Raw genomic sequence first — 26,120 nt, 5'->3', positions numbered from 1 at the left:
CATCTCAAACAAAGAACAATGAAGGAGGAGAAGATGAAACATATCCTACCACTTGGAATTCTGGCTTCGACGGTGCTGGCCTTCGCCTCGCCGGTGCTGGCCCAGACGGTTTTCGTGTCCACCCAGCTTCGTCCGATCGAGGAGGCGACCGTCGTCCGTGAGGAGCTCCTGAAGGACGTCGGCTCGGTTGACTACGTGGTTGAGGAACCACCGCAGTTTGCGGTGCGCATGGAAGCCGAACGTCAGGCCGGCAAGCACACCGTCAGCCTCGTCGGCGCGCTGCATGGCGAGCTCTCGCCGCTTGCCGACAAGGACACACTGGAACCGCTTGACGATCTCGCCAAGAAGCTGGCAGCGAGCGGCATGCCGCAGTCATTGCTCGACCTCGGCAAGCTCGGCAAGTCGACCCAGCAGTACATCCCGTGGATGCAGGCGACCTATGTGATGGCCGCCAGGAAGGAAGCGCTGCAATACCTGCCGGCCGGCGCCGACGTGAACGCGCTGAACTACGATCAGTTGATCGAGTGGGGCAAGAATATGCAGGAGGCCACAGGCCAGCCGCAGATCGGCTTTCCCGCCGGCCCGAAAGGCCTGATGGCGCGTTATTTCCAGGGCTATTTCTATCCCTCCTTCACCGGCGGCGTCGTGCGTACTTTCCAGAGTGCCGATGCGGCCGCCGGCTGGGAGAAGCTGAAGGCGCTATGGGCCTATGTCACGCCGAACTCGACCAGCTATGACTTCATGCAGGAGCCGTTGGCTGCCGGCGAAGTCATGGTCGCCTGGGACCATATCGCCCGCCTGAAGAATGCCATTTCCGCAGCACCTGACGATTATGTCGTCTTCCCGGCGCCTGCGGGTCCGAAGGGCCGCGGCTATATGCCGGTCGTTGCCGGTCTCGCCATTCCGAAGGGTGCACCCGACAAGGCCGGCGCCGAAAAGGTCATCGAGCACCTTTCGATGCCGGAGACGCAGCTCCTGACTGCCTCCAAGGTCGGCTTCTTCCCGACGCTGAACGTCAAGCTGCCGCCGGATCTCGATGCCGGCGTCGCCCTGCTCGCCGGTGCCGTCACCGCCACCCAGGCTTCCAAGGACGCGGTCATCTCGCTGCTCCCGGTCGGCCTCGGCGACAAGGGCGGCGAGTTCAACAAGGTCTACATGGACAGTTTCCAGCGCATCGTGCTGCAGAACGAGCCCGTCGCAGACGTGCTGAAGGTCCAAGGCGCGACGATGGCCAAGCTGATGGCCGATACGAAAGCTGCCTGTTGGGCGCCGGATGCCAAGAGCGATGGCCCCTGCCCGGTCGAATAAATCGGCCCATGAAGCGTCCGGACGAAATGCCCGGGCGCTCTTTCAACCCTCTGCTCGTCGAGGCGGGAGCCGATGACCAATAGCCGACCCTGGATCCCCTATCTGCTGATCCTGCCATCCGTCGCCTTCCTGGCGCTGCTGTTCGTCGTGCCGCTGGTGCAGACGATCTGGCTGGCCGTGTCGGATAATGGCGCGCCATCGCTCGCCAATGCCGAGCGCATGGTCACCGACATCAATTTCAACCGCTCGGTGAAGAACACCTTCCTGCTGACGATCGCGGTCGTGCCGGTGCAGATCGCCTTGGCGCTGGCCATGGGCACGATGGTCGCCAAGGTCGGCCGCGGGCGCGAGACGATCCTGTGGATCTGGACGATCCCGCTCGGCATTTCCGATCTCGCCGCCGGTCTCGTCTGGCTGTCGATCCTGCAGAATACCGGCTATCTGAATTCGCTGCTCTTTGGCCTCGGCATCATCAGCCGGCAGGCAAGCTGGCTCTCCTACCAGACGCCGGTCGCGCTCTTCCTCGCGATTGCGGTTGCCGAAATCTGGCGCGGCACGGCAATCGTCATGGTCATCATCGTCGCCGGCCTCAACCAGGTTCCGAAGGAGTTCAAGGAAGCCGCCGAGATCTTCGGGGCTGGTCCGTGGACGCGCTTCTGGCGCATCACCCTGCCGCTGATCCGCCCCGCCCTGCAATCGGCGCTGATCCTGCGCACCGTGCTCGCCTTCGAGGTCTTCGCGGTGGTCTATGCGCTCGGCGGGCGCAATTTTCCGGTCCTCGTCGGCGAGGCCTATAGCTGGCAAAACCAGAACCAGAATTACAGCGTCGCTGCTGCCTACGCGGTGCTGATCATGATCATCTCGCTTGCCGCCACGCTCATCTATCTCAAAGCCTTGAAGGTCGATCCGGAGCGCCTGCCATGACCACGGATACCATCAGCACTACCGCGGACACCCCCAACACCGCCGGCTTCGTCTCCTCACGGCGCTGGCTTTTGTGGAGCGGCATCGCCGCACTCTGCGCCTGGGTGCTGGTGCCGATCTATCTCGTCGCACTCGGCGCCCTCGGCGGACGCCAGGGCGTCTACATCTGGCCGAAGACCGGTCTTCCCACTGGCATATCGCTGGAGCCCTTCATTCTCTTCCTGAAGACCGAAGGCGTCGTCCAGTCCTTCCTCAATTCGCTGGGCGCAGCCGGCATCACGGTGGCGCTTTCGATCCTGCTCGGCGCGCCGGCCGGTTACGCGCTCGCCCGCTACGATTTCCGCGGCAAGGACAGCTACCGCCTTCTGGTGCTGCTGACCCGCGCTTTCCCGCTGGCAATCCTGGCATTGCCTCTGACGGTCTCCTTCATCCGGCTCGGCCTCTACGATACGATCCTCGGCGTCGGCCTGATCCATACGGTGCTGGCGCTGCCTTTCGCCGCACTCGTCACCCAGGGCATTTTCCTCGGCGTACCGAAGGAGTTGGAGGAAGCCGCCTGGGTATTCGGCTGCACCCGCATCCAGGCCTTCTTCAAGGTAGTGGCACCCTTGGCGCTTCCCGGCATCGTCGCAACCGCGGTCTTTGCCTTCGTCATCTCATGGAACGAGGTCTTTGCTGCCTCGGTGCTGACGGTGCGCAACCGCACGCTGACCGCCTACCTGCTGACCGTGCTGTCGGAAAGCCCGATGCATTACCGTTTTGCCGGGGGCCTCATGCTCATCCTTCCCTCGGTTGTCTTCATCTTCGCGGTCAGGCGCTACCTCTTCGCGATCTGGGGCATTTCCTCCAAGTAACGGGACCAGAGACATGGCCAACATTGTCATCGACCGCATCCGCAAGAGCTTCGGAGCCTTCCAGGCGCTGAAAGAGGTCTCGCTGACGATCAACGACGGCGAATTCGTCTCGCTGCTCGGTCCATCCGGCTGCGGCAAGACCACGCTGCTGCGCATCATCGCCGGCCTCGAGACGGCTACATCGGGAGATATCCGCATCGGCGACAAGTCGGTGATCGGCCTTGCACCCCGGGATCGCGGCCTTGCGATGGTCTTCCAGAACTACGCCGTCTTTCCGCATATGACGGTCTATGAGAACGTCGCCTTCGGGCTGCGAATGCAGAAGGTCGACGACGCCAGAGTGAAGGCGCAGGTCGAGAAGGCCGCCGGCCTCCTGCATATCGAGCCATATCTCGACCGCTACCCGAACAAGCTTTCCGGTGGTCAGCGCCAGCGCGTCGCGGTCGCTCGTGCCCTTGCCGTCGAACCAAAGGTTCTGCTGATGGACGAGCCGCTTTCGAACCTCGACGCGCTGCTCCGCCTGGAAATGCGCACCGAACTCAAGACGGTGCTGCAATCGGCAGGCACGACGACGATCTACGTCACCCACGACCAGACAGAAGCCATGGGCCTTTCCGACCGCATCGCCGTCATGCATGGCGGCGTGGTCGAGCAGGTCGGCCATCCGGTCGAGATCTACAATCACCCGGCAACACGTTTCGTCGGCGGCTTCATCGGCAACCCGCCGATGAACTTCATCAAGGTGCCGGTCGCAAACAGCCAGGTGGCGGCAGGCACCGAGCAGCTTGTCGTGCCGCAGGGGTCCGGCAATGAAGTGATCCTTGGCCTGCGCGGCGAAGCCGTAGAACTCGCGCCGCTGCCGCAGGGTCTCGAAATGAAGGTGCGCGTTGCCGAACCGATGGGCTCGCACCTGCTTCTGACCGGCTCGATCCATGACCAGCCGGTGCGCGTCATCCTGCCGGCCTCGGAGACCGTAAGGAGCGGCGACACGATCGGCCTGAGGCTCGACCAGAAGCGCATCACCTGGCTTTCCCCCGAAAGCGGCAAGTCCTTTCCGTCCGTCCTGGCCTAAAAATATACCGGAGCATCCGAAATGAACACGCATACCGACCAGGCGAAGCGCATCCTCGCCGCCAACGATCGCGGCGGCTATACCGTGCCGACCGACCGGCTCTATCCCTTCCAGTGGAACTGGGATTCCGCCTTCGTCGCCATGGGCTTCGCGCTCTACGATATCGATCGCGCCTATCGCGAGCTGGAACGGCTGGTCGAAGGCCAATGGGCTGATGGAATGATCCCGCATATCGTCTTCCATGCGCCGAGCGAAACCTATTTCCCGGGGCCGAACGTCTGGCGCACAAACCATACGATCCCGACCTCCGGCATAACCCAGCCGCCGGTCTTCGCGATCGCACTGCGCAAGCTGCACGAAGCTGCCGGCAAAGGCGCCGAAGAGCGCACCCTGCAACTCTACGAGGCGGCGCTGAAATGGCATCGCTGGTGGTATTCCGCCCGTGATCCCGATGGCACCGGGCTCGTCGCGCTTCTGCATCCGTGGGAAAGCGGCAGCGACAATTCTCCGGCCTGGGACATCGCGCTCGCCCGCGTGCCCACCACCACCGACACCCCCGTCGTGCGCAAGGATACCGGCCATGTCGATGCCGACATGCGTCCGCGCGACGAGGATTACCGCCGCTTCATTCATCTGGTCGATACCTATGCCGCCTGCGGCTGGGATCCGGCGAGACAATGGGAAAAGGCGTCCTTCAAGGTCGCCGAGATCCAGACAACCGCCATCCTGCTCAAGGCCGGCGAAGACCTCGAACACCTCGCCCGCCTCCTCGGCCGGACGCAGGACGCGATCGAGATCGCCGCCCTCAACGACCGCAGCCGCAAGGCGATGATGGCCCAATGGCGGCCGGACCTTGCCCGCTTTGTCTCGCGAGACCTGATCTCCGGCGAAGATGTCGAAGCCGCCACGCAAGCCGGCTTCATCCCCCTCCTCTCGCTGGACCTCGACAGGCAGGTTGCCGAAGCGCTGGTTTCGGAAATGAAGGTCTGGTCCAAGGATCTAAAGGTCGCCTTTCCGACGACGAAGCCTGGCATTGCGAGCTGGGAGCCGAAGCGTTACTGGCGCGGCCCCGCCTGGGCGATCATCAATTGGCTGCTGATCGACGGCCTCAAGCGCAATGGCTACACGGATGTCGCCGAAGAGCTGCGGCAATCCACCATCGCAGCGATCGAGACGGAAGGTTTTGCCGAATATTTCGACCCGGTCACCGGCCAAGGCTGCGGAGGCCTCGGCTTTTCCTGGACGGCTGCCGCCTATCTGTGGCTTGAGCGAGGAGCAGTCCCCGCCTGAGTGTGGAACCTTCTAATCCGGCTGCCATGGCTGCATGGTGAGCACATTGCCGCCCAGCTTGGCGAAGGCGCGCTGGCGACAGGAGAAGACGAGGATCTGCTGGTCGCGCGATTGGCGGTGCAGCGCATCGAACATTCGCTCGATCCGGTCGTCGTCGGAATAAACAAGCGCATCGTCGAGGATGACAGGCGCCGGCCGGCCGTCGCGGGCAAGCAGCCGTGCGAATGCAAGGCGGGTCAGCACTGAGAGCTGCTCCCGCATGCCGCCGCTCAGCCGGTCGACATCCTCGTCCAGGCCGTTGCGGCGCACGATCTGCGGCAGCAACGTGTCGCCGTCGAAGGTGATCGAGATGTCGTCGAACAGCAGGCCGAGCAGCGGGGCGAGTTCGTTCATGACCGGCTTGAGATAAAGATCGCGCGCCGCCGCCCGCGTCGCCGTCAGCGCCTTGCGCAAGCGATCGAGCACGCCGACCTCCGTTTCGAAACGCTTCACCTGCTCGCGCGCGGCTGCCAGAAAATCCCGCGTTTCCGACCAGTTTTCTTCCAGCGCACTGTCCGAGCGGGTGCGGATCTGACCGCCGAGATCGGCAAGCTCCTCGCGAAGCCTGGCAATTTCGCGGCCTGCGGCGTCGGCGACCGAGCGCGCCCTGGCAAGGGCAGCCTCGGCACCTGCGAGGTCTCGTCCCGCCCTGCGCAAAGGCTCGGCCCGCAGTTCGACAGCATCGACCTGCTCGTTGGCGCTGGAAAGCTTGAGAACAAGGTCCTGCTGCAATTCAGTTCGGCCGGACTCGGGGCCGATGACCGCTTCGATCGCCTCGCGTTCCTGGCCAAGCCTGGCGTGCTCGGTCTGCGCGCGCAATGTGGCATCGCCTGCTTCCGTGCGCATCACTGACGCCTCCCGCGCCCGGTTGCGCGCCAGTTCGATGCGCCGTGTCGCATCCCCGAGACCGGCACGCACCTCTTCCGGGTTGGCGACGAGTTCGACCGGACCCTGGCTGAGTTCGGCAAAGCGTGCGGCGTCGAGGTGAAGCTCGTCAATGCCATTCGGCGCGAGATCGGCGAGCCGCTGGCGCGCCCGCACCAGTTCCTCCTGCTTGTCCCGCGCGGCAATTTCGCGCTGTCGTGCCTGCCGCAGACTGTCGACACCGAGCTTGGCAAGCAATGTTTGGCGCGTGACTTCCGCGGCCTCCAGCGTCCCGTCCTGATCGGCCTGCCGGCTGGAATGGATGGTCAGCGTGCCGACGCCTGTTATTTCGAGCTTCGCCATCCCGGCAAAGCTTCTATCCTCGCCCCCAATCAAAGCCTGGCGGTCCATGCTCACTGATCCGGAGGCATCCTTCAGGTAATCGATCCTGAGCGTGGGAAGACCAACCGCGGCGGCTGCACGCAAGCCGACGATCTTGAGATCAAGCGCTTCAAGCTGTTCGATCGCATCGGCTGGAATGGCGAGCAATGCATGTGCGGCCTCCCCATCCTCGATCTGCTGCCGCGCGGCTTCCGCCTGTTCGAGACGCAGGCGAACCTCGGCCAGGCGCTCTGCGGCGTGGCGTGAACGTAGCGCTGCCTCCAGCCGCGCAAGCAGTTCACGGTTCAACCGCTCCTCCTCTTCGGCCGCCTGCACCTCCGCCGTTGCAGCCTCGCTTTCAACAAGCGATGCCGTGCGTCGCTCGGCTGCACTTGAAAGCTCCTTTTCTGCCAAGGCGAAACGCCGCGCGAGTTCGCCGCTGCGGTTCAATGCCGTGTGGAAGCGGTCGAATGCCTGCTGCGCCTCATCGCGGCGACTGGCGGCCAAGGCGGCCTCGGCATCGAGCGCTTTGAGTTCCCTGTCATGCAGTTTAGCGGCTTCGAGCACCGACTGGGCATTGGCAATCGCGGTCTTCCGGCCCGCCTCCTCATCAGGGTTTTCCAGTTCGCCGAGTCTCGCCTGCACTGAGCGGCGGCGGTCGAGTGCGCCGTGCAGCATCTCCACCTCCTTGGCCAGCCGCGCCTCCTCCTCCTGCAACCGGTCACGCTCCTCGAGCGCGGCGGCAAAGCGTCCTCCTGCCTTCGGTCGGAGCGTTGCTGTAACCAGGCGATTGAGTTCTTCCTCGCAGGCTTCGAGCACCGCCGACATGCGCCGTCCGCCCGTCAGCGCCTCCACCTCTCCCTGCACCGAAGACAGCAGGCTTTCGCGCACTCGCTTGTCGTTCTCTTCCTCGCTCTTGCTGCGATTTTCGATGCCGGTGACGCCCTGGCGCACCCAGAGCAGGCCTGCCGGGCCGGAGGTACCGCCGGAAATGAGATCGCCGATGAAAGCCTCGGCTTCGTCGGCCTGGGCGACGATCCGGCCGCTGCCGAGATCGGTGACGCTGGCGCGCCGTCCGCTATGGAACTGCTTGGTCAGGCGGTAGCGGCCGGCTTCGATCGTGATATCGGCCTCGACGATTGGATTGCCGCCGCTATAGGGGCGCAGCATCTGCACGCTCTTTGGGTTGCCGCTGTGCGGCTGGAAGAACAGGGCATGCAGCGCCTCGAAACAGGTTGATTTGCCATGTTCGTTGGCGGCGCTCAGCACATTGACGCCGTCGGTGATTCCCTCAACTGATATTCCGCGGCCGGCGAAGCGTTTGACATTGTGGAGGCGAAGGGCGGTGAGTTTCATCGATCGATCGCCTCGCAATAGGAAAACAGGCGGATCAACGCTTGGCGCGCCACGTTCCTGTCGTCGCCGGAACGGGCCTCGTCGAGGCTTTCGGCAAGCAGCAAGTCCGCAGCATCGCGCAGTGCACCGGCTCGGTCGATGGTCTCGAGATCATCGCTCTCGCAGTCGGTCCCCAAAAGGTCGGTATCGATCTCCAGATGCGCAAATTCCGGCGCGACCTGCTCCAGCAGGCTGATCATTGCCGTCCGCCCGTTCAACCGGGCACGGCCGGAGAGCGCGACGCTCAACAGGGTTTGTCGCCGCGCGAACGGTTCCGGCAGCGCGGCCTTCAGCACTTCAACACCGTCTTCCGATGCCAGCAGAGGAAGGTGCAATGTCTGCCAGGAAAAGCTGGCGGTCGTCACGGCCGTAGTCGTCGGCATCGCCCCCTGCCCGGCAATGGAAACGACCATCGCCTGCCCCGGCCGGTCATGCTTGAAACGGTCCGGCTCGGGCGCGCCGCTATAATATGTTCTGGCGTCCACCGCCACCGATCCGTGCCAATCGCCAAGCGCCATGTAGTCGAGGCCGGCCAGCGCTGCGCGGTTCGGCGCAATCACGTTGGTGGCCGTGGCATCCTCGGAAAATTCCTGGATAGGGCCATGGGCGAGGCCGATGCGGATAGCGCCGTCCGGCGTGGCGGCGCCCGTCATCCATTCGGTCAGGTCGCGACCCGGCCTCCTGGTCGTGCAAGGCGCCGGCAGCAGGATGACATCAGGTCCAAGCGGAAGAGGCACCGCTTCCGTCGCCAGGATGACATTGTCGGGCACCACGCCGCGCGCAGCACTCCAGAGCTGATCGGCCAGAAGCGAGTCGTGATTGCCCGGAAGCAAGACCCAGCGCAGCGGTGAATTCCGGGCCATCTCGCCAAGCGCCTGACGAAGCACGGCAGGCGTCGGCGTCTCGGTATCGAAGGTGTCGCCGGCGAGCAGGATGACACCAGCGCCATGCTCTCGTGCCGCACCGGCAAGCCTGGCGATGACACCATGCCGCGCCTCGCGCAGGCGCCCTCTCAAATCCTCCGGAAGATTGCCAAATCGCTTGCCAATATGCAGGTCCGAACTGTGCAGGAAGGAAAACATTAATCAGCCATGTTTGCGATGCGCTGCGAGCTTTCGAACATGGCCAAAGACCTCTCGTCCGCAGTTCTGTGATTCGTTGTTCCGAGGCAGACCATGCCTCCCGGCTATGGGCGAGGCAAGTCCATCCTGGCCGAGCAAGCGGTTATCCAATGTTTGTCTAATTTTGAGCGGTGCACGACACCCATCCCGTCGCCGTACAGGAATTATGCAGGCGGGGTGATCGACCACGTCGGCGAAGGCATCGTCTATTATCCAAGGGTTTTACCTGCCGACGGAAATCGAACAGTTGATCCCATCATCACTGGCCCTAAGTCACCTGGTTGAACACTACCATCTTGTCGTCGGCCATCTCTTCCATCGTCCAGGGAATGCCGCCGACCCCGTATCCTGACTGCCTGCGTCCGGCGAAAGGCATCCAATCGGTGCGGAACGCGGTGTGGTCGTTGACGAGAACGGCCGCTGCATCCAGATGTTTTGCCGCCCTGAGAGCAATCGCTATGTCGGCGGAAAAGACGCTCGCCTGGAAGGCATAAGGCAGCGAGTTGGCAATGCGGATCGCTTCGTCGAGGTCGCGGTAGCCGTAGACGCAGGTCAGCGGTCCAAAGACCTCGAGCATGGATACTTTCGCCTCAGTAGGCGGGTCCAGCAAAACCGAAGGCAGAAGTGTCGTCTCGGACATCCGCCCGCCTCCGATCTGTCTGGCTCCGGCGTCCGTCGCCTCCTTGATCCAGGTCGTGACGCGGTCTGCCTCGCGTGGCAGGATGAGCGGACCTACCTCGGTTTGCGCAAGCTTGGGATCACCGACATGCAGGACTGCCACCCTGGCAGCGAGCGCCTCGGTGAAGGAAGCCAGAATATCTTCGTGCACGAAGAGACGCTGGGCCGACACGCAGACCTGCCCGGCGTGATAATAGCCGCCTTTGACGATGGTGCCGACGATCGCATCGACATTGGCGCTGCGGTCGACGATGACGGGTGCTGCTCCACCATGCTCAAGCGCGCATCGGGTGCCCGGCGGCAGCTTACCCTTGAGGTACCAGCCGACCTTGGCGGAACCGATGAAGCTCAAAAACGCGACGCGACGATCGGTCGCGAAGGCTTCGGCAAGCGCATTGTCCTCGGTGATGAGGGTCTGGCACCAGCGTTCGTCGAGACCGGCCTCCCAGAACAGCTTGACGATCTCGATGCAGGAAATCGGGGTTGTCGCTGCCGGCTTGATGATCACCGGGCAACCCACGGCGATCGCCGGCGCGATCTGATGGATGATGAGATTGAGCGGATGGTTGAAGGCCGATATCGCCGCCACGACGCCGATCGGCTCCTTGGTGGTGAAGGCCCATCGGTTCGCGCTGGCTGCAGTCAGCCCCATGGGGATTTCCTTGCCGCCGAAATTGCGCAGCTCGTCCGCCGCATTGAGGAGGCCGTCGATCCCGCGCGTCACCTCGATGATCGCATCCGTCAGCGGCTTGCCGCCTTCACGGGCGATCATCATCGCAAAACGATCGCGGTTCTCCTGCAAAAGCGCCGACGCCTTTCTGAGGATCGCCATCCGCTGATGCGCGGGCAGCCAGCCGTCGCGATCGGCGAAGGCGTTGGCGGCGATCTGAAGCTTGCGTTCGAGCGCGGCCGCGTCATCGGCCGGCAGCTCGGCAATCGGTTCGCGGTCGAACGCCTGGTAGACCTTCATGGCAAGCGGCATCTCAGACCTCCAATATCTGGGGGAGCCGTTCACGAAGCTCCTTCACCAGCACGCGTTCGTTCTCCGAATAGTCGACTGGCACATTCACCAGATGCACGCCGCCGCCGGCGAATGCCTCTTCGAGCACCTGTTTGAACCGACCGATATCGTCGACCCTGGTTCCCTTGGCGCCGTAGGATTCGGCATATTTCACGAAGTCGGGATTGCCGAAGGTCATCCCGAAATCCGGGAACTCGTCCACCGCCTGCTTCCAGCGGATCATGCCATAGGCATTGTCCTCGATCACGAGGACAACGAGATTGAGTTTCAGCCGGACGGCGGTCTCAAGTTCCTGGGAGTTCATCATGAAGCCACCGTCACCGCAGATCGCCATGACCCGTCGCTCGGGGTATAGCATCGAGGCAACCATCGCCGACGGCAGTCCGGCTCCCATCGTTGCAAGAGCGTTGTCGAGCAGCAGCGTGTTCGCCATCCGCGTCCGGTAGTTGCGGGCAAACCAGATCTTGTACATGCCGTTGTCGAGCGCCAGGATGCCGTCATGCGGCATCACTTCTCTTATATCGTGGACCAGCCGCTGTGGGGTGAAACGATCCTCCGTAGCCCGCGCGGCGATGCGCTCGAGAATGCGCTCCCGCAGGTGGAGAAGCGCCTGCGCATTCGGCAGCTTGCCCTCGAGGCGATCCGCCAGCGCCTTCAGCGAGGGGCCGATGTCGCCGATGACCTCGGATTGCGGGAAATAGACCTGCTCGACGGTCGCCGGCTGATATCCGATATGGACGACCTTCGGGCCGCCCTTGCCCATGATGAACGGTGGCTTCTCGATGGTGTCATGACCGATCGTGATGATGAGGTCGGCCTGTTCGATGGCCTCATGGACATAATCCCGCTCCGACAGCGCGGCGGTGCCCATGTAAAGTTCGGTTCCACCCGGCACCGTTCCCTTGCCCATCTGGGTCGTGAAGAACGGGATGCGTGTGCGGATCACGAATTGGGCGATGTCGGAGGTCGAGCGGGGACGGGAGGCGGCGGCCCCGAACATCAGAAGCGGACGTTTGGCTGCGGCAATGAGGGCGGCAGCGCGATCGAGGGCCGCATCGCTTGCCGTCGGCAGTTCGAGCTGATGCGGCGCAATCAGCGCCACCTCCTGGCACTCTTCGGCCGCGATATCTTCCGGAAGCTCGAGATGCACCGGCCCCGGTCTTTCCTCCTGGGCGATGCGGAACGCCTCCCTGACCGTCGTCGGGATCATCTGCGGCGACACGATCTGCCTTGCGAGCTTGGTCAGCGGCTTCATCGACGCGACAACGTCGACCACCTGGAACCGCGCTTGGCGGGACGAGAGGATGCCTTTCTGACCGGTAATCATCACCATCGGCATCGCGCCGAGCAGGGCGTATGCGGCACCCGTCGAGAGGTTCAGGGCGCCGGGCCCGAGCGTCGTCAGGCAGACGCCGGGCTTTCCTGTCAGGCGGCCATAGGTCGCGGCCATGAAAGCGGCTGCCTGCTCGTGTCGGGTGAGCACGAGCTCAATCGACGACTTGCGGATGGATTCGACAACGTCGAGGTTCTCTTCGCCGGGGATGCCGAAGATGCGATCGACACCTTCGTTCTCAAGCGCTGCCACTAGAAGATCGGAGCCTTTGGTCATGGATGTGTGCCTGTGCTGTTTGGTTTGAGGCTTCAAGAAAGGAAGGACCCCTCGAAGATATGTTCTTTTTCGCGCTCGTCCATGCGTTCGACGTCATCGGTGGTTGCCCTCAATCCTGGTAACCGAGAATTTGCAGATAGGATTTGCCGCGGGAATAAAAAAGCTCTCCGCAGTTCTGCCGGCAAACAGCTCTGACTGATGATGTGAGATGTTGCCGTTAGGCCGGCATCTCACGCGGTTGCCGGCAAGAGATCAGGTCCCTCGCTGTAAATTGCGAGCACCGCCTATAGCTGAAACGACCACTCTCGCGACCCGTCGCTTTCTCGCTGATACCGAAACGCCCCAAGTCCGTTCGCGCCGCATCGACTGTGGGCGCGATAGGCCTGTCTTCTGTGCGAGCTGATAAAACAGATTTTGCTGAAAACGATCGTGAATGCGAAGGGGCTCTTGCGAGGAAGTTCTGTCGACGCCGGGTCACCGTAGCTGCAGTTGCTGTCGGATAATGGGCAAGGCCAAGGTGATGAGCGCGGCGAATACCATGACGACGCCATACGGAATCTTCCGGCTCGCCCGAATTTCCTCGATGCGCATGAAAAAAGCGAGGTGTGCGACGGGCAATGGCACCGGCAGCCGCAGGGCCAGCAGTGTGACGATGCCAAGGACGAGGAGGAAAAACGAAAACGGCAGCATTCCATGCCATCCGACAAAAAGGCCGATCGGCAGAAAAAGCTTGGCGTCCCCTGCACCAAACAGCCGGAACGCCCAGAGCGCCACTCCGAGCATAAACATCAGCAGACCGGCCCCGACGTCGCCGCCAATTCCGCTCGAGGCAAAGAGAGCAGCGCCGACGTCCTCGGAGCCAAGCATCACGGCCACCGCGCGCAGGGCATAAAGTGTCACGAGCGCAAGCACGATCGTGTTGGGGATCTTCCATGTGCGGAAATCGGTCCAGGCGGCGTAGAGAAAAAGTAATACTGAAATCGAACTAATAACATCGAACATTTTCAGCATAGTATCCAACCTTTTTGGGTTATTATACCCTGATTTAAAGTTGAGTTCCAATAAAATCCGATGAATTAGTCGGTTTTTACGAATGGACCCGGGACTTTCGTCTTAACCATAAAAGTATAGATGCCGATCGCCAGCGTATAAAACAATTGACTAAATTAGAGTTAAGAGATTACTAATGTTCCCAGTCGAAGAGGCGGTCTCGACGACAGGGCGGCCGGGGGAAATTACGGCGCACTACTTACCTGGGAGGTAAAATCTCGATGAAAGCACTTGTAAACTGCGTACGCGCTTTCGCGCGGGAAGAAGACGGCGTCGCACTCACTGAATACCTCATTCTGCTTGCCTTGCTGGTCGGCGGCGTGATTACGGCGGTGACATTGGCCGGCACCAATCTGGCTGCCGTTTGGACGGGATGGGCAGGGTGGTTCACCACCAAACTGGCTGTCCCAGCCTGATATTGGCGTTCTAAGAAGGGAGGGGTCTTTGTTAACCCCTCTCCTCTAAATTAGCAAAAATGAATGGATGCACTCCGTCCAGTGTAGCGAGTAACCGCGATGCGTTCTTCAACGATTTTAAGTCTCGTTATTGCGTTTGTACTTGCCGCCGCAGCAGTTTTCGGCATGCGCGAGTATCTCTCCGATCAGAAGGCCCGGCTGCTGGCGATGAACGGCGTGAAGGCCGAGGAACGGACACTCGTTGTCGCCGCCAAACCGATGCGCTTCGGTGACCGGATCCGGCCCGAAAATCTCAGAGCCATCCCATGGCCCTCCAATGAAACACCCGCAGGCTCGTTCGTCAGCATCGAGACGGTCGTCGGCAGCGATGCCCAGCCGCGCTATGCCATGGCGGCGATCGACCCCGGCGAGCCGGTGCTATCCTCGAAAATCACCGGTACCGGCGAACGCGCCACGCTGTCGGCGGCCCTCGACCAGGGCATGAAGGCCGTTTCCATCCGCGTCAACGACGTGCTCGGCGTTGCCGGCTTCGTCAGGCCTTCCGATCGCGTCGACGTGCTTCTGACGCGGGTCGTACGCGAGCCGGCCGGCAACGACCAGACCTTCGTCGACGTGCTGCTGCAGGGCGTCAAGGTCCTGGCGGTGGACCAGACGGCCGACGAGCGCAAGGACGAACCATCAGTCGTGAAAACCGTGACCTTCGAGGTTACGACCGATGAGGCGCAGCGCCTTACCCTCGGCTCCAGCATCGGCACGCTCTCGCTGGCGCTTCGCAATATTGCCTCCGCGTCTATCGAGCAAACCCGGCCGATCACCGTCGCCGACCTTGGTGGCGGGGCGATGGCGACGGAACTAGGCAATGATCTGGAAAAGAATAAGTTGCCAGAACCTGAAAAACAAGTGCAGATTGTGGAGCCAAAGGTCGAACCGGTATTGCCGGTCGAGCCGAAGTGGGTGACGGTGGGGGTCTGGAACACGACGAAGCGCGAGGAGCACAGAGTCGGCCTGGTCCAGTGATGTTTAGGCGGCATGCCGCAGATGCGGCCAGCCGAATGAGGGGGCAACAGCAGGCATGGCGGATGGCAAGAGAAGAATCGCAAGTACGAAAAGCCTTGCGGCACTGGCGGCAGTGTTTTCGGCCTGTGTGTGTTTAGGTCCCGGATTTGCCGGCTGCGCCAACGCACAGGAAAAGTCGGTCACCTTAGGCAAATCGGTCCAGCGTGTGACGTTGCCTCCGAACGCGACGCTGACGCTCAACACCGGCCAGCCCTTCGGCGATCTCGTCATCGGCAGCGCCGATATGATTGACGTGGTGCCGCTTTCCGACAAGTCGCTGTTCATTCGCGGTAAGAAGGTCGGCGCCACCAATATCTCTGTCTATGGCGACGACAAGTCGCTTCTCGGCGTCATCGATGTCCGCGTTGCCAGCGATTTCAGCGAAGTCGCCGCCGCCATTCGCTCTGCCGCGCCCTCGGCCCGGGTTATAGTGGCCAATTCCAACGACCGCATTCGCCTGACGGGTATGGTTCGTGACGGCGTCGAATTGCAGCGGGTGATCGAAATTGCCCAGTCCTATTCCGATCAACCAGTGCTGAACCAGTTGCGCGTCAGTGACAGCCAGCAGGTGATGCTGGAGGTCCGTGTCATCGAAGCGTCGCGCCAGACGGGTCGTGACCTCGGGATCGGTTGGTCCGGGCGCGGCAACAACGGCATCGGCAAGGCAACGACCAGCCAGGGTATCAGCGTGGACGATGATGGCAGCCTCGTCCGTACCCTCGTCGACCCCAAGGGTGCGGCAACCGGTATGGTGCCCTTCGGCCAACTGATCGCCAAGGTTCTGGAAATTTCGGGCGGCCGCATCGACGTGGTCATCAACGCGCTCGAGCAGAAGGGTTTGGTGCGTCGCCTGGCTCAGCCGAACCTGATCGCGATGAGCGGCTCGACCGCCAGTTTCCATGCCGGCGGTGAAGTGCCGATCCTGAAGACGACCAACAACGGCACGACAGTGGCCACCGAGACGGATTATCGCCCCTTCGGTGTGCGGCTGACCTTCAAACCGGTGGTGCTTGACGACGGTGTCATCAATCTGGAAATCGAGCCTGAGGTTTCCGAGCTTGATACGTCGATCAACGTCAACGGCAATCCGGGTTTCATCTCGCGCGCGGCCAGCACCACGGTCGCACTTCGCGACGGCCAGAGCTTTGCCATGGCGGGCCTGCTGCAGTCGATCAATGCCAAGGACATCCAGCAATTGCCGGGCCTCGGGAAAATACCGATCCTCGGCGCACTGTTCCGTTCGACGAGTTTCCAGAAGAAGGAATCCGACCTGGTTATCGTCGTCACCCCGCACATCGTGCGGCCGGCCCGCCCGGGTGAGGACCTCTATAGTCCGCTCGATCAGACGCGGTCGTCCAACGACGTCGAGCTTTTCGCGCTCGGTGTCCTGGAAGTCGACAAGGACATGCTCCGGCGCTTTCGCAACGGCGAAGGTGTGACCGGGCCTTATGGCCATCGTCTCGACCTGAACCAGGGAGGGCAGGTTGTTGCTACAAAACGCTAAGCGCGCCCTTCTCGTCCTTGCCGCCGCCGGCCTGGTTTCCGGCTGCGCCGACTACATGAACCATCGCGACTCGATTACCTTCGGGGCCGGGAACGCCATGGAAGCAAACAAGGCCATCCATACCGAGGACCCGTTCCCGCCGGAAGCCCAGCGAACCCGTATCGCAAGCGACGGCAAGGTGATCCGCAGGGTGATGACCGAGTACCAGAACGGTGGGGTGGGGGTCATTCAGCCGTCGCCCGCTATGGAGGCCAACGGTGCGTCCAATGGGGCCACCATCAGCCAGTAGCGGTTCGAAAGGCATGAACGGCGGCAGCGCGCCGGAAGGGAAATGCACGAAACAGGGTCGTCACGACGAAAGCCGTGATGGGGGTAGGCCAATGCTGAGCAGGGTTGTCAGACGGTTCTGGAACGATCATCGTGGCTATGTCATCGCCCTGACGCTCATTGCCATGCCTATGCTTCTCGGCTTTTCGCTGCTGGTCATCGATGTCGGCCGCAGCAGCAACCTGCACACCGATCTCCAGAACGCGGTCGATGCAATGGCGCTCGCCGGAGCCCGCGAACTCGACGGCCGCGACGATGCCATTTCGAGGGCGCAGACGGCGATCGAGAAAATCGCCAATAGCGCGGCTTTTTCCGGGGGCGGGGCCGGCATGTCGCTTGGCTCGCATATGACCTTGACCTATGACGCCGGAAACGACGCCGGGAGCACTGTAAACGTGCTTTTTCTGAAGAGCATCCCGGCCAACGACGACACGCCCATTCCGTCTTCGATGGAAACGACAGGGGCCAGCGAAGCGTCCTACGCCTGGGTCATCGCCAAACCGCAGGCGATGCAGACGATCTTTCCGGTCCCGGTTGGCTTCACCCGCAATACGATCAATATCGCTGCCGATGCCGTGGCGGTATACCACGCCAGCGCCTGCGACGTGACGCCGATCTTTATCTGCAATCCGTTCGAGCCCGCGGGGAACACGAGTGAAAGCGCCAGCGACGTTGCGGCCGCGGCCTTGCACACCAATTTTGCCGCCGGCAATCTCTACGGGCGGCAGATCGAGCTTCACAGCACCTCGGTGTCCAATCCCGGTCCCGGCAATTTCGGGTTCCTGCGCACTCCCTTGGGCAATGGCGCATCCGTGCTGGCGGAGGCTCTTGCGACGGGCAATCCCGGCACCTGCTACACACAGGATAGCCTCGATACGGAGACCGGCGCAAAGGCGGGGCCGGTCGAGGACGGCGTGAATACGCGCTTCGGCTTTTATTCCTCATCGTTCAACAAGGCGAACGGAGATTATCGTTACAGACCTGCGCAAAATGTGCGCTCCGCCCAGTCAATCACCGGCAAGAAGGGCTGCGATACTTACGATCCGGTCACAGTCGGAGCCGTTGTCGGCGATGCCACGAAGGCACTGCCGCTTGGCTACGGAGCTGCCATGACCTCGCTTTCCGGCGGCAAGATCAGCAGCGGCAACAATTGGCAGTATACGACCTATTGGAATGTCGCTCAGGGAACGGCCGTGCCCTCGGTGAGCACGGTGCTTAGCAACTACTCCAGTTATCCCCCGCAGGCGACCGGAGCACCAAGCCAGCCCTCCGCTTACGATGTTTATCGCTACGAGCTTGCAAGCCCGTCTCTCATCAGCCATGCCTCGGCGAATGGTGAGACCGGAACACCGGCAACGGGCGGCCAGTGCTATAGCGGTCCGGACCTTTCGAACTATACGGCGGCCGAATATGGTGATCGCCGCGAGATCTTCTCAGCCGTCGTCAATTGTGGCTACGAAGCCTCGGTCGGCCACCTGAACGGTCACAAGGCGACGCGCGCCGTGGCCTTCGCGCGCATGTTCCTGACCAAGCCGGCGATAAAGGATTCCGGCGAACGTTACCTTTCCCTGGAGATGATCGACATCAGCGGCAAGGGTGGCCGTGGTACGCTTGACGAATTCCTGCGGGAAGAAGCGGAACTGGTCAGATGATGGCGCTCCGCAATTTTATCCGGCATCGGCTTTGCCTCGGCTTCTGGCGGCGGCAGGAAGGCGCGGTGCTTGCCGAAGCGCTGCTCGCGATCCCCTTTGTGACGATCTTTGCGGCGGGGATACTCGAGTTTGGCAGCATCTTCTGGCAGCGCATGCAGATCGACGCAGGCTTGCGCGATGCCGGACGTTACCTTTCGCGGTGCCGACCGGTGTCGGGAACCTATGTGCCGACATGCAATCAGGCGACTGCGAAGACGATCGCCTTTTACGGAACGCAAACACCCGCGGCAGGCGCCATACCCCGCGTCCCCGGCTGGAATAACCCTGCCGACATCACCATCACTGCGCCGGATGCGGACGGGGACATCACCATTTCCACCGCTCATCTCTACCAGACCTCGCCGGTGTTCGGCTTTCTGGGAATCGGCGCCATCACCATCAGTTCCTTCCATGAAGAGAGATACATCGGATGGTGACCTCTAGGGCAATCAAGGCATTCTGGCAGGATAGCAGTGGTGTCAGCCTTGTCGAAGCATTGCTGACCTTTCCGATCGTCATGCTGGTATTCGCCGCCTTCATCGAGTTCGGCTATGCCATGTCGCAGTGGAATCAGACGGTCAAGGCACTGCAATATGGCGCCCGTCTGGCGGCGGTATCCGATCCGCTGACCACGAATTTCAATGCCGTTTTCCCAACAGATGCCGCCGATCCACTCAACAACGGCAAAGCGGCGCCGAACGATGCAACAATATCTTCGACCTGCGGACCGGCTCTTGCAAACTGCACGGCGGCATTGAACCGGATTGTCCGGGGAAGCGACGGCGTTTGCAACGCGGGTACTGATCCTCGCCCCGGCATTTGCGACCTAAATTGGCGCATCACGCCGGATAAGCTGATGGTCACCTATCAGCGATCGGGGCTCGGCTATTGGGGGCGGCCGGACGGGCCTGTGCTGACGATGCGGCTGGAGGTGCGCAACATCACCTTCGATCTGCCGGTTCTCGGCGGCCTGTTGGGACTGAACGACGTCACCATCCCGGCCCATCCGGTGACGATCACGACGGAAGATCTGAAGACGTGCTCAACCTGCTGACTCCTTAAATTACGCGTAGGAAAGCGAAAATGACAGCGCACATGAACATTGCCGCATCTACCAAGATCCTGGTCCTCTCCGACGATCAGGCTGCAGCGAGCTTCATGCTCGATACGTTCGGGTCGCTTTCGCGGTACGATGTCCGCCATCTCGCGCTGAAGGCGCTCGCGGAAAAGGGCCGGTTCGATCCGGCGCAGTTCGATCTGATCGTTCTCGACGTCGACAATGGGACATTGCTGCAGCAGCCGGAGCTTTTCACGTTTCGCACCAGCTATCGGGACATTCCGCTCGTCGTGGTTTCCGAAGACCTGCCTGATGACATGCTGCGGCTGCTCTTCCGCCTGAACGGCAATGACTGGCTGAAGAAGCCACTCGAGCGCCGGGCACTGATCGACATGATTTCGACCCATGCGCCGGGCACCGGAGCGAGCGACAGCCGGGTGCATGCAGTGGTCTCGGCCGTCGGCGGCGCCGGCGCCAGCGTGATCGCTTCGTCGCTTGCTCATGTACTGGCCCAGCCGACCAAGAATTCCACGCCGCGGATTGACCTGTTCGACACGGATTTTTGCTCCGGGGCGCTTGGCTATTATCTCAACCTTGTCAACGACTACGACTTGAAACCCGTCATCGCCAATCCTTCCCGGGTCGATCTGGAATTCATCGATCTGGTCCGAAAGCGGCATTCGGGGGGCTTTTCACTGCTGTCTTTCAAGCAGCCATCCGTCCTGCTGGCGCCGAGGGGCCGTGAACTCGTGTTGCGTATGCTCGACGTGGCCGCCTTCGAAAGCGACCATACCATCATCGACGTTCCCTACTATGACACGCCATGGAAATACGAGGTGCTCACTTCGGTCAACAGCATCTGCATCGTCACCGAAATGACGGTCCCGGCGCTTTCTCAAGCCAAGGATCTGTTTGCCAATCTGGTACGGTTGCGCGGCAGTTCGGATCAGATGTTCATCGTCATCAACAAATACCGCGCCAAACTTTTCGGCCTCGGCCTGCGTCGACAACAAACGGAGAAGATATTCAAGGATATCCCGACGCATGTCATTGCGGATGACTGGGAGACTTTGAGCGAGGCGGTCAACCGCGGTGTGCTGCCATTTCAGGTGAATTCCCGAGCGCGCTTCTGCGGCGCGGTCGGTAAACTTGGAGCATTGGTGCGATGAAGGCAGTTGACAGTGGGCGCATAAGGTCCTGCGTCGGCCTTGCGGTTCTGGTCGTTCTGACGGTTGCCGGGGATGCCGCGGCAGGCGGTCTTGTACCACGAAGCCTTGGGCCGACGACAAGCACCGTAGTGACGATCGAAAAAACCTACGCGGCTGGAACGATCGTCGTCGTCAGCGCGAATCGGACGCTGGATCTCGTCATCTCCGAAGGACGCGCGATCCGTTACAAGATCGGAGTCGGGCGAGACGGATTTCGCTGGAGCGGCACCGTCAAGGTTGGACGCAAGGCAGAGTGGCCCGACTGGCGCCCGCCTGCCGAGATGAAGGCGCGCTCGGCTGGACTTCCGGACCTGGTACCCGCCGGACCGCTCAATCCTTTGGGTGCTCGCGGGATCTATCTCTACAAGGGTGGGACAGACACGCTCTACCGCATTCATGGAACGAACGAGCAGTCGACGGTCGGCGGTTTCGCGTCATCGGGCTGTTTTCGCATGAGCAATGCCGACGTCATCGATCTCTACAAGAGGGTGAAAGTCGGTTCCACGGTCATTGTAAATTAATCGTTCAGGGGTGGGCACATGGCGAGCGGTATCATGGGGCGTTTTTACAAGCAGGGGGAGCCGGAAAGCCGGGAACTGGAGGCGGCCAAACCGTCTTTGGTCGGCGCAGTTCAGAACATGCCCGCCCAACCGGCCTCTGATAACGCCGCGGCGAGTGGAGAAGAGGCTTCGCTCGGGCCGGACATGGTTTCCGAGCGGGTCAATCTGCACCGCTACCTGCTCGATCGCATCAACCTCGGGATCCTCGACACGCTCGACAACGAGGAGATCGCCACCGAGATCCGGCCGTTGGTCAAGGACTATATCCGGACGAACAACTTTCCGCTGAACGCCAAGGAAATCAATGATCTGATCCGCGACATCACCGACGAGATGCTCGGGCTGGGACCGATCGAGCCGCTGCTGGCCGACGACACAATCGCAGATATTCTCATCAACGGCTACAACAGCGTCTATGTCGAGCGGAGCGGCAAGCTCGAGAGCACCGCCGTGCGGTTCAAAGACGAGGACCATCTCCTGCGGGTGATCAACAAGATCGTCTCGGCGGTTGGCCGCCGCGTCGACGAGTCAACGCCGATGGTTGACGCCCGCCTCAAGGATGGCTCGCGTGTCAACGTCGCCATCCGACCGATCTCGGTCGATGGACCGCTCGTTTCCATCCGCAAATTCACGCGCAAGCCGCTGACAATGGAGCGCCTGGTGCAATACGGCGCCATGGCCGATGCAATGCGCATCCTTCTCAGCGCCGCGGTCAAGGGCAAGGTATCGATGGTCATTTCAGGCGGCACCGGTTCTGGCAAGACCACCTTGCTCAACGCCCTCTCGTCGCAGATTTCTCCAAGGGAGCGCCTGATCACCATCGAGGATGCGGCCGAGCTTCAACTGCAACAGCCGCATGTCGGGCGCTTGGAAACCCGACCGCCGACACTCGACGGACGCAACGAGATCCGTCAACGCGAACTTTTGAAAAACGCCCTGCGCATGCGCCCCGACCGCATCATCGTCGGCGAAGTCCGCGGCGACGAGGCGTTCGACATGCTGCAGGCAATGAATACCGGCCACGAGGGGTCGATGACGACCATTCACGCCAACACGCCCCGCGACGCGGTCGGCCGACTTGAGCAGATGGTGGGCATGGCAGGGATGCCGATGTCGCAGTTGAGCATTCGCTCGCAGATATCGTCCGCCATCACCATGATCGTGCAGGTCCAGCGCCTGAGCGACGGCAGCCGCAAGGTTGTCTCGATCTCCGAGATCACCGGCATGGAGGGCGAAGTCGTGCAGATGCAGGAGATTATGAAATTCAAGAAACTCGGCACCGATGAAGGCGGGCGAATCCATGGAGAATTCCGCGCCACCGGCATTCGGCCGCGGTTCGTCGAGGAATTTGCCGAACTCGGGATCGAGATCCCTGTGACGATTTTTGATCCCGGCAAACCGCTGCAGACGGGACCTGTCCAATGATCCTGCTTCTCCTTTACGCGGCCGTTTTTACCGCCGCCCTTGTTGCTGTCGAAGCGATCATGCGCGGCTATTTCAAGACATCCGAACGCCACCGCGCTGTAAACCATCGGCTGAGCTTGCTCGAGGTCAGCGATGATCATCGCAAGACCTATAGTGATATGCTCAAGGAGCGCGGGGCCGGCGGCAGTTGGCGGCAGACCCCCCTGATGCAGCGGCTGCTGCAGTTCTACGCCCAGTCGGGAATCAAGTTCGATGCCAAGCGATTTGCTCTCTTCGCGATCGCGGGCGCTCTTTTGACGTGGCTGGTCGTTCAGGTCCTCCTGCCGAGCACTCTGTTCAGAGTGCCCGCCTTTCTGCTGATCTGCCTTCTCATCCCCGCACTCGTCGTCTGGCGCGCCCGGGTGCGCCGCATGAGGAAATTCGAACAGAAGCTTCCTGAAGCGCTCGATGTCGCCAATCGCAGTTTGGCCGCCGGCCATCCGTTGCCGGCGGCGATTTCCCTGGTGGCACGAGAGATGCCTGATCCAATCGGCACCGAGTTCGGCATCCTCACCGATGAACTCACCTACGGCGTGACGCTTGACGATGCTCTCGTCAACTTGGCGGACCGGGTCGGCGTCGAGGATCTGAACCTGCTTGCGATATCGCTGAGCGTACAGGCGGGAACCGGCGGCAATCTGGTGGAGATCTTGCAGAACCTTTCGAAGACGCTGCGAGACCGGACGCTGCTGAGGGCAAAGGTCAGGGCGATTTCCTCGGAAGGACGCATCACGGCGATCTTCATGTCAATGTATCCGTTTCTGCTCTACGTGATGATCAAGATATTGTCGCCGACCTACTTCGATCCCGTCTGGGAGAGCGGCCACGGAGCCATTGTGGTGAGCGTGCTGCTCGCCGTCATGGCGATCGGGAATATCATTCTCTACAAGATGGTAAACTTCGAGTACTGAGGCGGTCATGTCGAGTGAGTATGGAATTTACCTCATCGTCTTCTTTGCAGTGCTGATATTTTCTGCAGCAGCGTCGGAATTGTTTTTTCGACAGCGCGAGGTCTCGGTTCGGGTGTCGAAGAGCTCGGCGGCAACAGGCGAGGAGTTCCACCTTGGCGATACGACGATCGCCGATCTAGGCGAGGCGGAAAACCGCCTGATCCGTCGCTATTTCGAGATTACGCGACGTGACACCAATGCGAACTCCACCCAGAACCGGCTGATCAGGGCAGGCTATTTCGCCGCCGGCGCCGTGACCACCTTCCAGGTGGTTCGCGCGGTGGTCTGTATCAGCGTCCTGGTCGCGGCGGTCTGGGCTCTGAACTGGGCCATACCGGACATGTCACGGTTCGCTACGCTGATCGTTGCGATGTTTGCTGCGGGCATGACCTTTATTCTGGTCAACATCTATATCGACCGGCGCGGCGCCGCCAAGGAGAGGGAATACCGCCGCCTCTTTCCCGATTTCATGGATATGCTGATCGTCTGCCTCGACGCAGGCATGAGCATTGAGGCGGCGGCGAACCGTGTTGCCCGGGAATTCGTCGACAAGCGGCAGGACTTCGGCCTGCACCTCTCGATCATGATGCTGGAAGTACGAGGTGGCCGGCGATTGCGCGAAGCGCTCGCCAACCTTGCCGTCCGCCTGAGGATTGATGAAGCCCGGGCGCTATCCGTTCTGTTCCGCCAATCGGAGGAGCTCGGGACCAGCGTAACGCAGACGTTGCGGGTCTACTGCAAGGAAATGCGCGACCTCCGCATTATTCGCGCGGAGGAAAAGGCAAACGCCCTGCCGGTCAAGATGCTGCTGCCGCTCGGCGCGTTCCTTTTTCCGGTAAGCCTCATCATCGTTCTCGTTCCCGTTGTTATCCGTGTCATCAGTCTTCTTCTCAGCATGAACCCCGGCGGTTGAGCCAAGCGAGGTCGTATGCAGTATTCGCTCGAACAGGATCGTAACGATGCCATCATCTCTGTCGATCCGCGCATGCCGATGGCACCGACAAGCCTGGAGCAAGCCGGACTGGATCCGTCGTTCCTCCTTCGGCTGGCGTCAAAATGTGCAGCCGAGCAGGATACGACCACGGCATCTCATCTGGCCGACCGGATGAAATTGCCGAAAGTGGTCGTCAATATCCTGATCAAGGAACTCGTGAAACTCGCATACCTCGAGGCGCGCGGCCTGGCTGGCGAGGATGTCAGATCCGATATTCGATATGCGCTTTCCATGAAGGGGTTCGAATATGCCCACGCGGCGTCCCGTCAAAGCCAATATGTCGGGCCGGCGCCGGTGTCGCTGGACGCGTTCTGCCGGCAAGTCGGTTTGCAGTCCATCCATGACGAGCGTGTAACGCCAGAGCGGCTGACCGAGAGCCTTGACGGGCTGGTGCTCTCAGACGCCTTGGTCGAAAAGCTCGGCCCGGCCATCAACTCCGGTCGCTCTATCCTGCTTTACGGACCACCCGGAAACGGAAAGACGAGCATTGCCGAGCGGACGTCGCAACTGTTTCGTCAAACAATCTGGGTGCCCTATGCCATCGAGGTCGGCGGCCATGTCATTAGTTTCTATGACGAAGCCGTGCATCATCCTGTATCGGAGGCCGACACACAATCCCATCCGAAAGCGGATCAACGATGGATCGAATGCCGCCGTCCGGTGATCAAGACGGGCGGGGAATTGACCCTCGATCAGCTCGATCTCACCTTCAACGCAGGGCCAAATGTCTATGAAGCGCCCATCCACTTGAAGGCATCAGGCGGCGTTTTCATCATCGACGACTTCGGGCGTCAACAAGTGGCGCCGCAGGCGCTTATCAATCGCTGGATTGTGCCGCTCGAGCGCGGATATGATTTCCTGACGCTGCACACCGGCAAGAAGTTCAAGGTTCCCTTTGACGAGCTGGTGGTATTTTCGACGAATATCGCACCGAAGGATCTTTCTGATGAGGCGGGCTTGCGGCGCCTCAAATACAAGATCTTTGTGAACACTCCGTCGCGCGACGAATATATCAGAATCTTCAAATCGTATGCCAGCGGCACCGGATTGGTTGTCTGTGATCCAGACCTGAATCTGTTCTACGATCGCAAGTATAAAGGTGATGTGCAAGCGTCTTGCTATCATCCCAAATATCTTCTGGATTTCGTCAGTTCTTACTGCGAGTTCAACGGCATAGCCGGAATCGCGTCGCTCGGTATGCTCGAACGGGCGTGGGAAGGTGTATTTACGTCGGAATGATGCGGGCTTGTCACTGGCACGGCGTGTTCGTGGACAATGTGTCCAACG

The 26,120-nt window shown here is 61.2% G+C and carries 23 protein-coding genes; 18 read left to right on the top strand and 5 right to left on the bottom strand.

All coding sequences use genetic code 11. From position 1 onward, the window contains the following. The first annotated feature begins 33 nt into the window (after positions 1 to 33). The 5 genes from J3P73_RS26165 to J3P73_RS26145 all read left to right on the top strand — a co-directional run bounded on the left by J3P73_RS26165 (position 34) and on the right by J3P73_RS26145 (position 5,448). Positions 34 to 1,308 (top strand): ABC transporter substrate-binding protein, encoded by a 1,275-nt coding sequence (locus tag J3P73_RS26165; protein WP_130687361.1) that lies wholly within the window; start codon positions 34 to 36, stop codon positions 1,306 to 1,308. A 72-nt stretch (positions 1,309 to 1,380) separates the two neighbouring features. Then, positions 1,381 to 2,232 (top strand): carbohydrate ABC transporter permease, encoded by an 852-nt coding sequence (locus J3P73_RS26160; RefSeq protein WP_130687362.1) that lies wholly within the window; start codon positions 1,381 to 1,383, stop codon positions 2,230 to 2,232. After that, positions 2,229 to 3,086, top strand: coding sequence for a carbohydrate ABC transporter permease (locus tag J3P73_RS26155; RefSeq protein ID WP_018071360.1), 858 nt, complete (start codon positions 2,229 to 2,231; stop codon positions 3,084 to 3,086). Before J3P73_RS26160 ends, J3P73_RS26155 begins: the two co-directional genes overlap by 4 nt. Positions 3,087 to 3,099: 13 nt before the next feature. Beyond that, a complete protein-coding gene (locus J3P73_RS26150) occupies positions 3,100 to 4,158 on the top strand; it encodes an ABC transporter ATP-binding protein (RefSeq protein ID WP_130665658.1) in 1,059 nt (352 codons plus the stop codon). A gap of 21 nt (positions 4,159 to 4,179) precedes the next feature. Continuing rightward, positions 4,180 to 5,448 (top strand): MGH1-like glycoside hydrolase domain-containing protein, encoded by a 1,269-nt coding sequence (locus J3P73_RS26145; RefSeq protein WP_130687363.1) that lies wholly within the window; start codon positions 4,180 to 4,182, stop codon positions 5,446 to 5,448. Between the two features lie 12 nt (positions 5,449 to 5,460). Here J3P73_RS26145 and J3P73_RS26140 read toward each other — a convergent pair whose 3' ends face one another. From J3P73_RS26140 to J3P73_RS26120, 5 genes are all read right to left on the bottom strand, one after another. Then, positions 5,461 to 8,088, bottom strand: coding sequence for an AAA family ATPase (locus J3P73_RS26140; RefSeq protein ID WP_130687364.1), 2,628 nt, complete (start codon positions 8,086 to 8,088; stop codon positions 5,461 to 5,463). Next, a complete protein-coding gene (locus J3P73_RS26135; protein ID WP_027688034.1) occupies positions 8,085 to 9,209 on the bottom strand; it encodes a metallophosphoesterase family protein in 1,125 nt (374 codons plus the stop codon). The genes J3P73_RS26140 and J3P73_RS26135 overlap by 4 nt, the downstream gene beginning before the upstream one ends. Before the next feature lie 307 nt (positions 9,210 to 9,516). After that, a complete protein-coding gene (locus J3P73_RS26130) occupies positions 9,517 to 10,908 on the bottom strand; it encodes an aldehyde dehydrogenase family protein (protein ID WP_130665662.1) in 1,392 nt (463 codons plus the stop codon). 1 nt (position 10,909) lies between these two features. Beyond that, on the bottom strand, positions 10,910 to 12,556 hold the full coding sequence (locus J3P73_RS26125; RefSeq protein ID WP_130663205.1) for an acetolactate synthase large subunit: 1,647 nt from the start codon (positions 12,554 to 12,556) through the stop codon (positions 10,910 to 10,912). A 474-nt stretch (positions 12,557 to 13,030) separates the two neighbouring features. After that, a complete protein-coding gene (locus tag J3P73_RS26120; protein ID WP_027688037.1) occupies positions 13,031 to 13,567 on the bottom strand; it encodes an A24 family peptidase in 537 nt (178 codons plus the stop codon). A gap of 260 nt (positions 13,568 to 13,827) precedes the next feature. Between J3P73_RS26120 and J3P73_RS26115 the strand changes: the two genes are divergently transcribed. The 13 genes from J3P73_RS26115 to J3P73_RS26055 all read left to right on the top strand — a co-directional run bounded on the left by J3P73_RS26115 (position 13,828) and on the right by J3P73_RS26055 (position 26,072). Then, positions 13,828 to 14,022, top strand: coding sequence for a Flp family type IVb pilin (locus tag J3P73_RS26115; protein WP_130665663.1), 195 nt, complete (start codon positions 13,828 to 13,830; stop codon positions 14,020 to 14,022). 99 nt (positions 14,023 to 14,121) lie between these two features. After that, positions 14,122 to 15,039, top strand: coding sequence for a Flp pilus assembly protein CpaB (cpaB, locus tag J3P73_RS26110; RefSeq protein ID WP_130665664.1), 918 nt, complete (start codon positions 14,122 to 14,124; stop codon positions 15,037 to 15,039). 55 nt (positions 15,040 to 15,094) lie between these two features. After that, complete coding sequence (locus J3P73_RS26105; protein WP_130665665.1) at positions 15,095 to 16,582, top strand: type II and III secretion system protein family protein; 1,488 nt, start codon at positions 15,095 to 15,097, stop codon at positions 16,580 to 16,582. After that, the gene (locus J3P73_RS26100; protein WP_130665666.1) at positions 16,566 to 16,871 is read left to right on the top strand and encodes a hypothetical protein; all 306 of its coding nucleotides are present in this window, start codon (positions 16,566 to 16,568) and stop codon (positions 16,869 to 16,871) included. Before J3P73_RS26105 ends, J3P73_RS26100 begins: the two co-directional genes overlap by 17 nt. Positions 16,872 to 16,962: 91 nt before the next feature. Continuing rightward, positions 16,963 to 18,561: a TadE/TadG family type IV pilus assembly protein gene (locus J3P73_RS26095; RefSeq protein ID WP_130665667.1), complete on the top strand. Its 1,599-nt coding sequence runs from the start codon at positions 16,963 to 16,965 to the stop codon at positions 18,559 to 18,561. After that, the gene (locus J3P73_RS26090; RefSeq protein WP_130665668.1) at positions 18,558 to 19,037 is read left to right on the top strand and encodes a TadE/TadG family type IV pilus assembly protein; all 480 of its coding nucleotides are present in this window, start codon (positions 18,558 to 18,560) and stop codon (positions 19,035 to 19,037) included. Before J3P73_RS26095 ends, J3P73_RS26090 begins: the two co-directional genes overlap by 4 nt. Continuing rightward, positions 19,031 to 19,654, top strand: a complete 624-nt coding sequence (locus tag J3P73_RS26085) for a TadE/TadG family type IV pilus assembly protein (RefSeq protein ID WP_027688044.1) — start codon at positions 19,031 to 19,033, stop codon at positions 19,652 to 19,654. Before J3P73_RS26090 ends, J3P73_RS26085 begins: the two co-directional genes overlap by 7 nt. A gap of 29 nt (positions 19,655 to 19,683) precedes the next feature. Then, a complete protein-coding gene (locus tag J3P73_RS26080) occupies positions 19,684 to 20,826 on the top strand; it encodes a pilus assembly protein (protein ID WP_207580034.1) in 1,143 nt (380 codons plus the stop codon). Beyond that, positions 20,823 to 21,386: a L,D-transpeptidase gene (locus J3P73_RS26075; RefSeq protein ID WP_027688046.1), complete on the top strand. Its 564-nt coding sequence runs from the start codon at positions 20,823 to 20,825 to the stop codon at positions 21,384 to 21,386. The genes J3P73_RS26080 and J3P73_RS26075 overlap by 4 nt, the downstream gene beginning before the upstream one ends. An 18-nt stretch (positions 21,387 to 21,404) precedes the next feature. Continuing rightward, the gene (locus J3P73_RS26070; protein ID WP_130665669.1) at positions 21,405 to 22,850 is read left to right on the top strand and encodes a TadA family conjugal transfer-associated ATPase; all 1,446 of its coding nucleotides are present in this window, start codon (positions 21,405 to 21,407) and stop codon (positions 22,848 to 22,850) included. After that, complete coding sequence (locus J3P73_RS26065) at positions 22,847 to 23,800, top strand: type II secretion system F family protein (RefSeq protein WP_130665670.1); 954 nt, start codon at positions 22,847 to 22,849, stop codon at positions 23,798 to 23,800. Before J3P73_RS26070 ends, J3P73_RS26065 begins: the two co-directional genes overlap by 4 nt. A gap of 7 nt (positions 23,801 to 23,807) precedes the next feature. Next, entirely contained in the window at positions 23,808 to 24,752 is a 945-nt protein-coding gene (locus J3P73_RS26060) for a type II secretion system F family protein (protein ID WP_130665671.1), read from the top strand. A 15-nt stretch (positions 24,753 to 24,767) separates the two neighbouring features. Further along, a complete protein-coding gene (locus J3P73_RS26055) occupies positions 24,768 to 26,072 on the top strand; it encodes an ATP-binding protein (RefSeq protein ID WP_207580033.1) in 1,305 nt (434 codons plus the stop codon). The last annotated feature ends 48 nt before the right edge of the window (positions 26,073 to 26,120 follow it).

The sequence above is a fragment of the Rhizobium ruizarguesonis genome, assembly GCF_017357285.1.
Classification (GTDB): Bacteria; Pseudomonadota; Alphaproteobacteria; order Rhizobiales; family Rhizobiaceae; genus Rhizobium; species Rhizobium ruizarguesonis.
The sequence above is the reverse complement of the archived record's forward strand: the minus strand, read 5'-3'. Positions and strand labels throughout refer to the sequence as shown.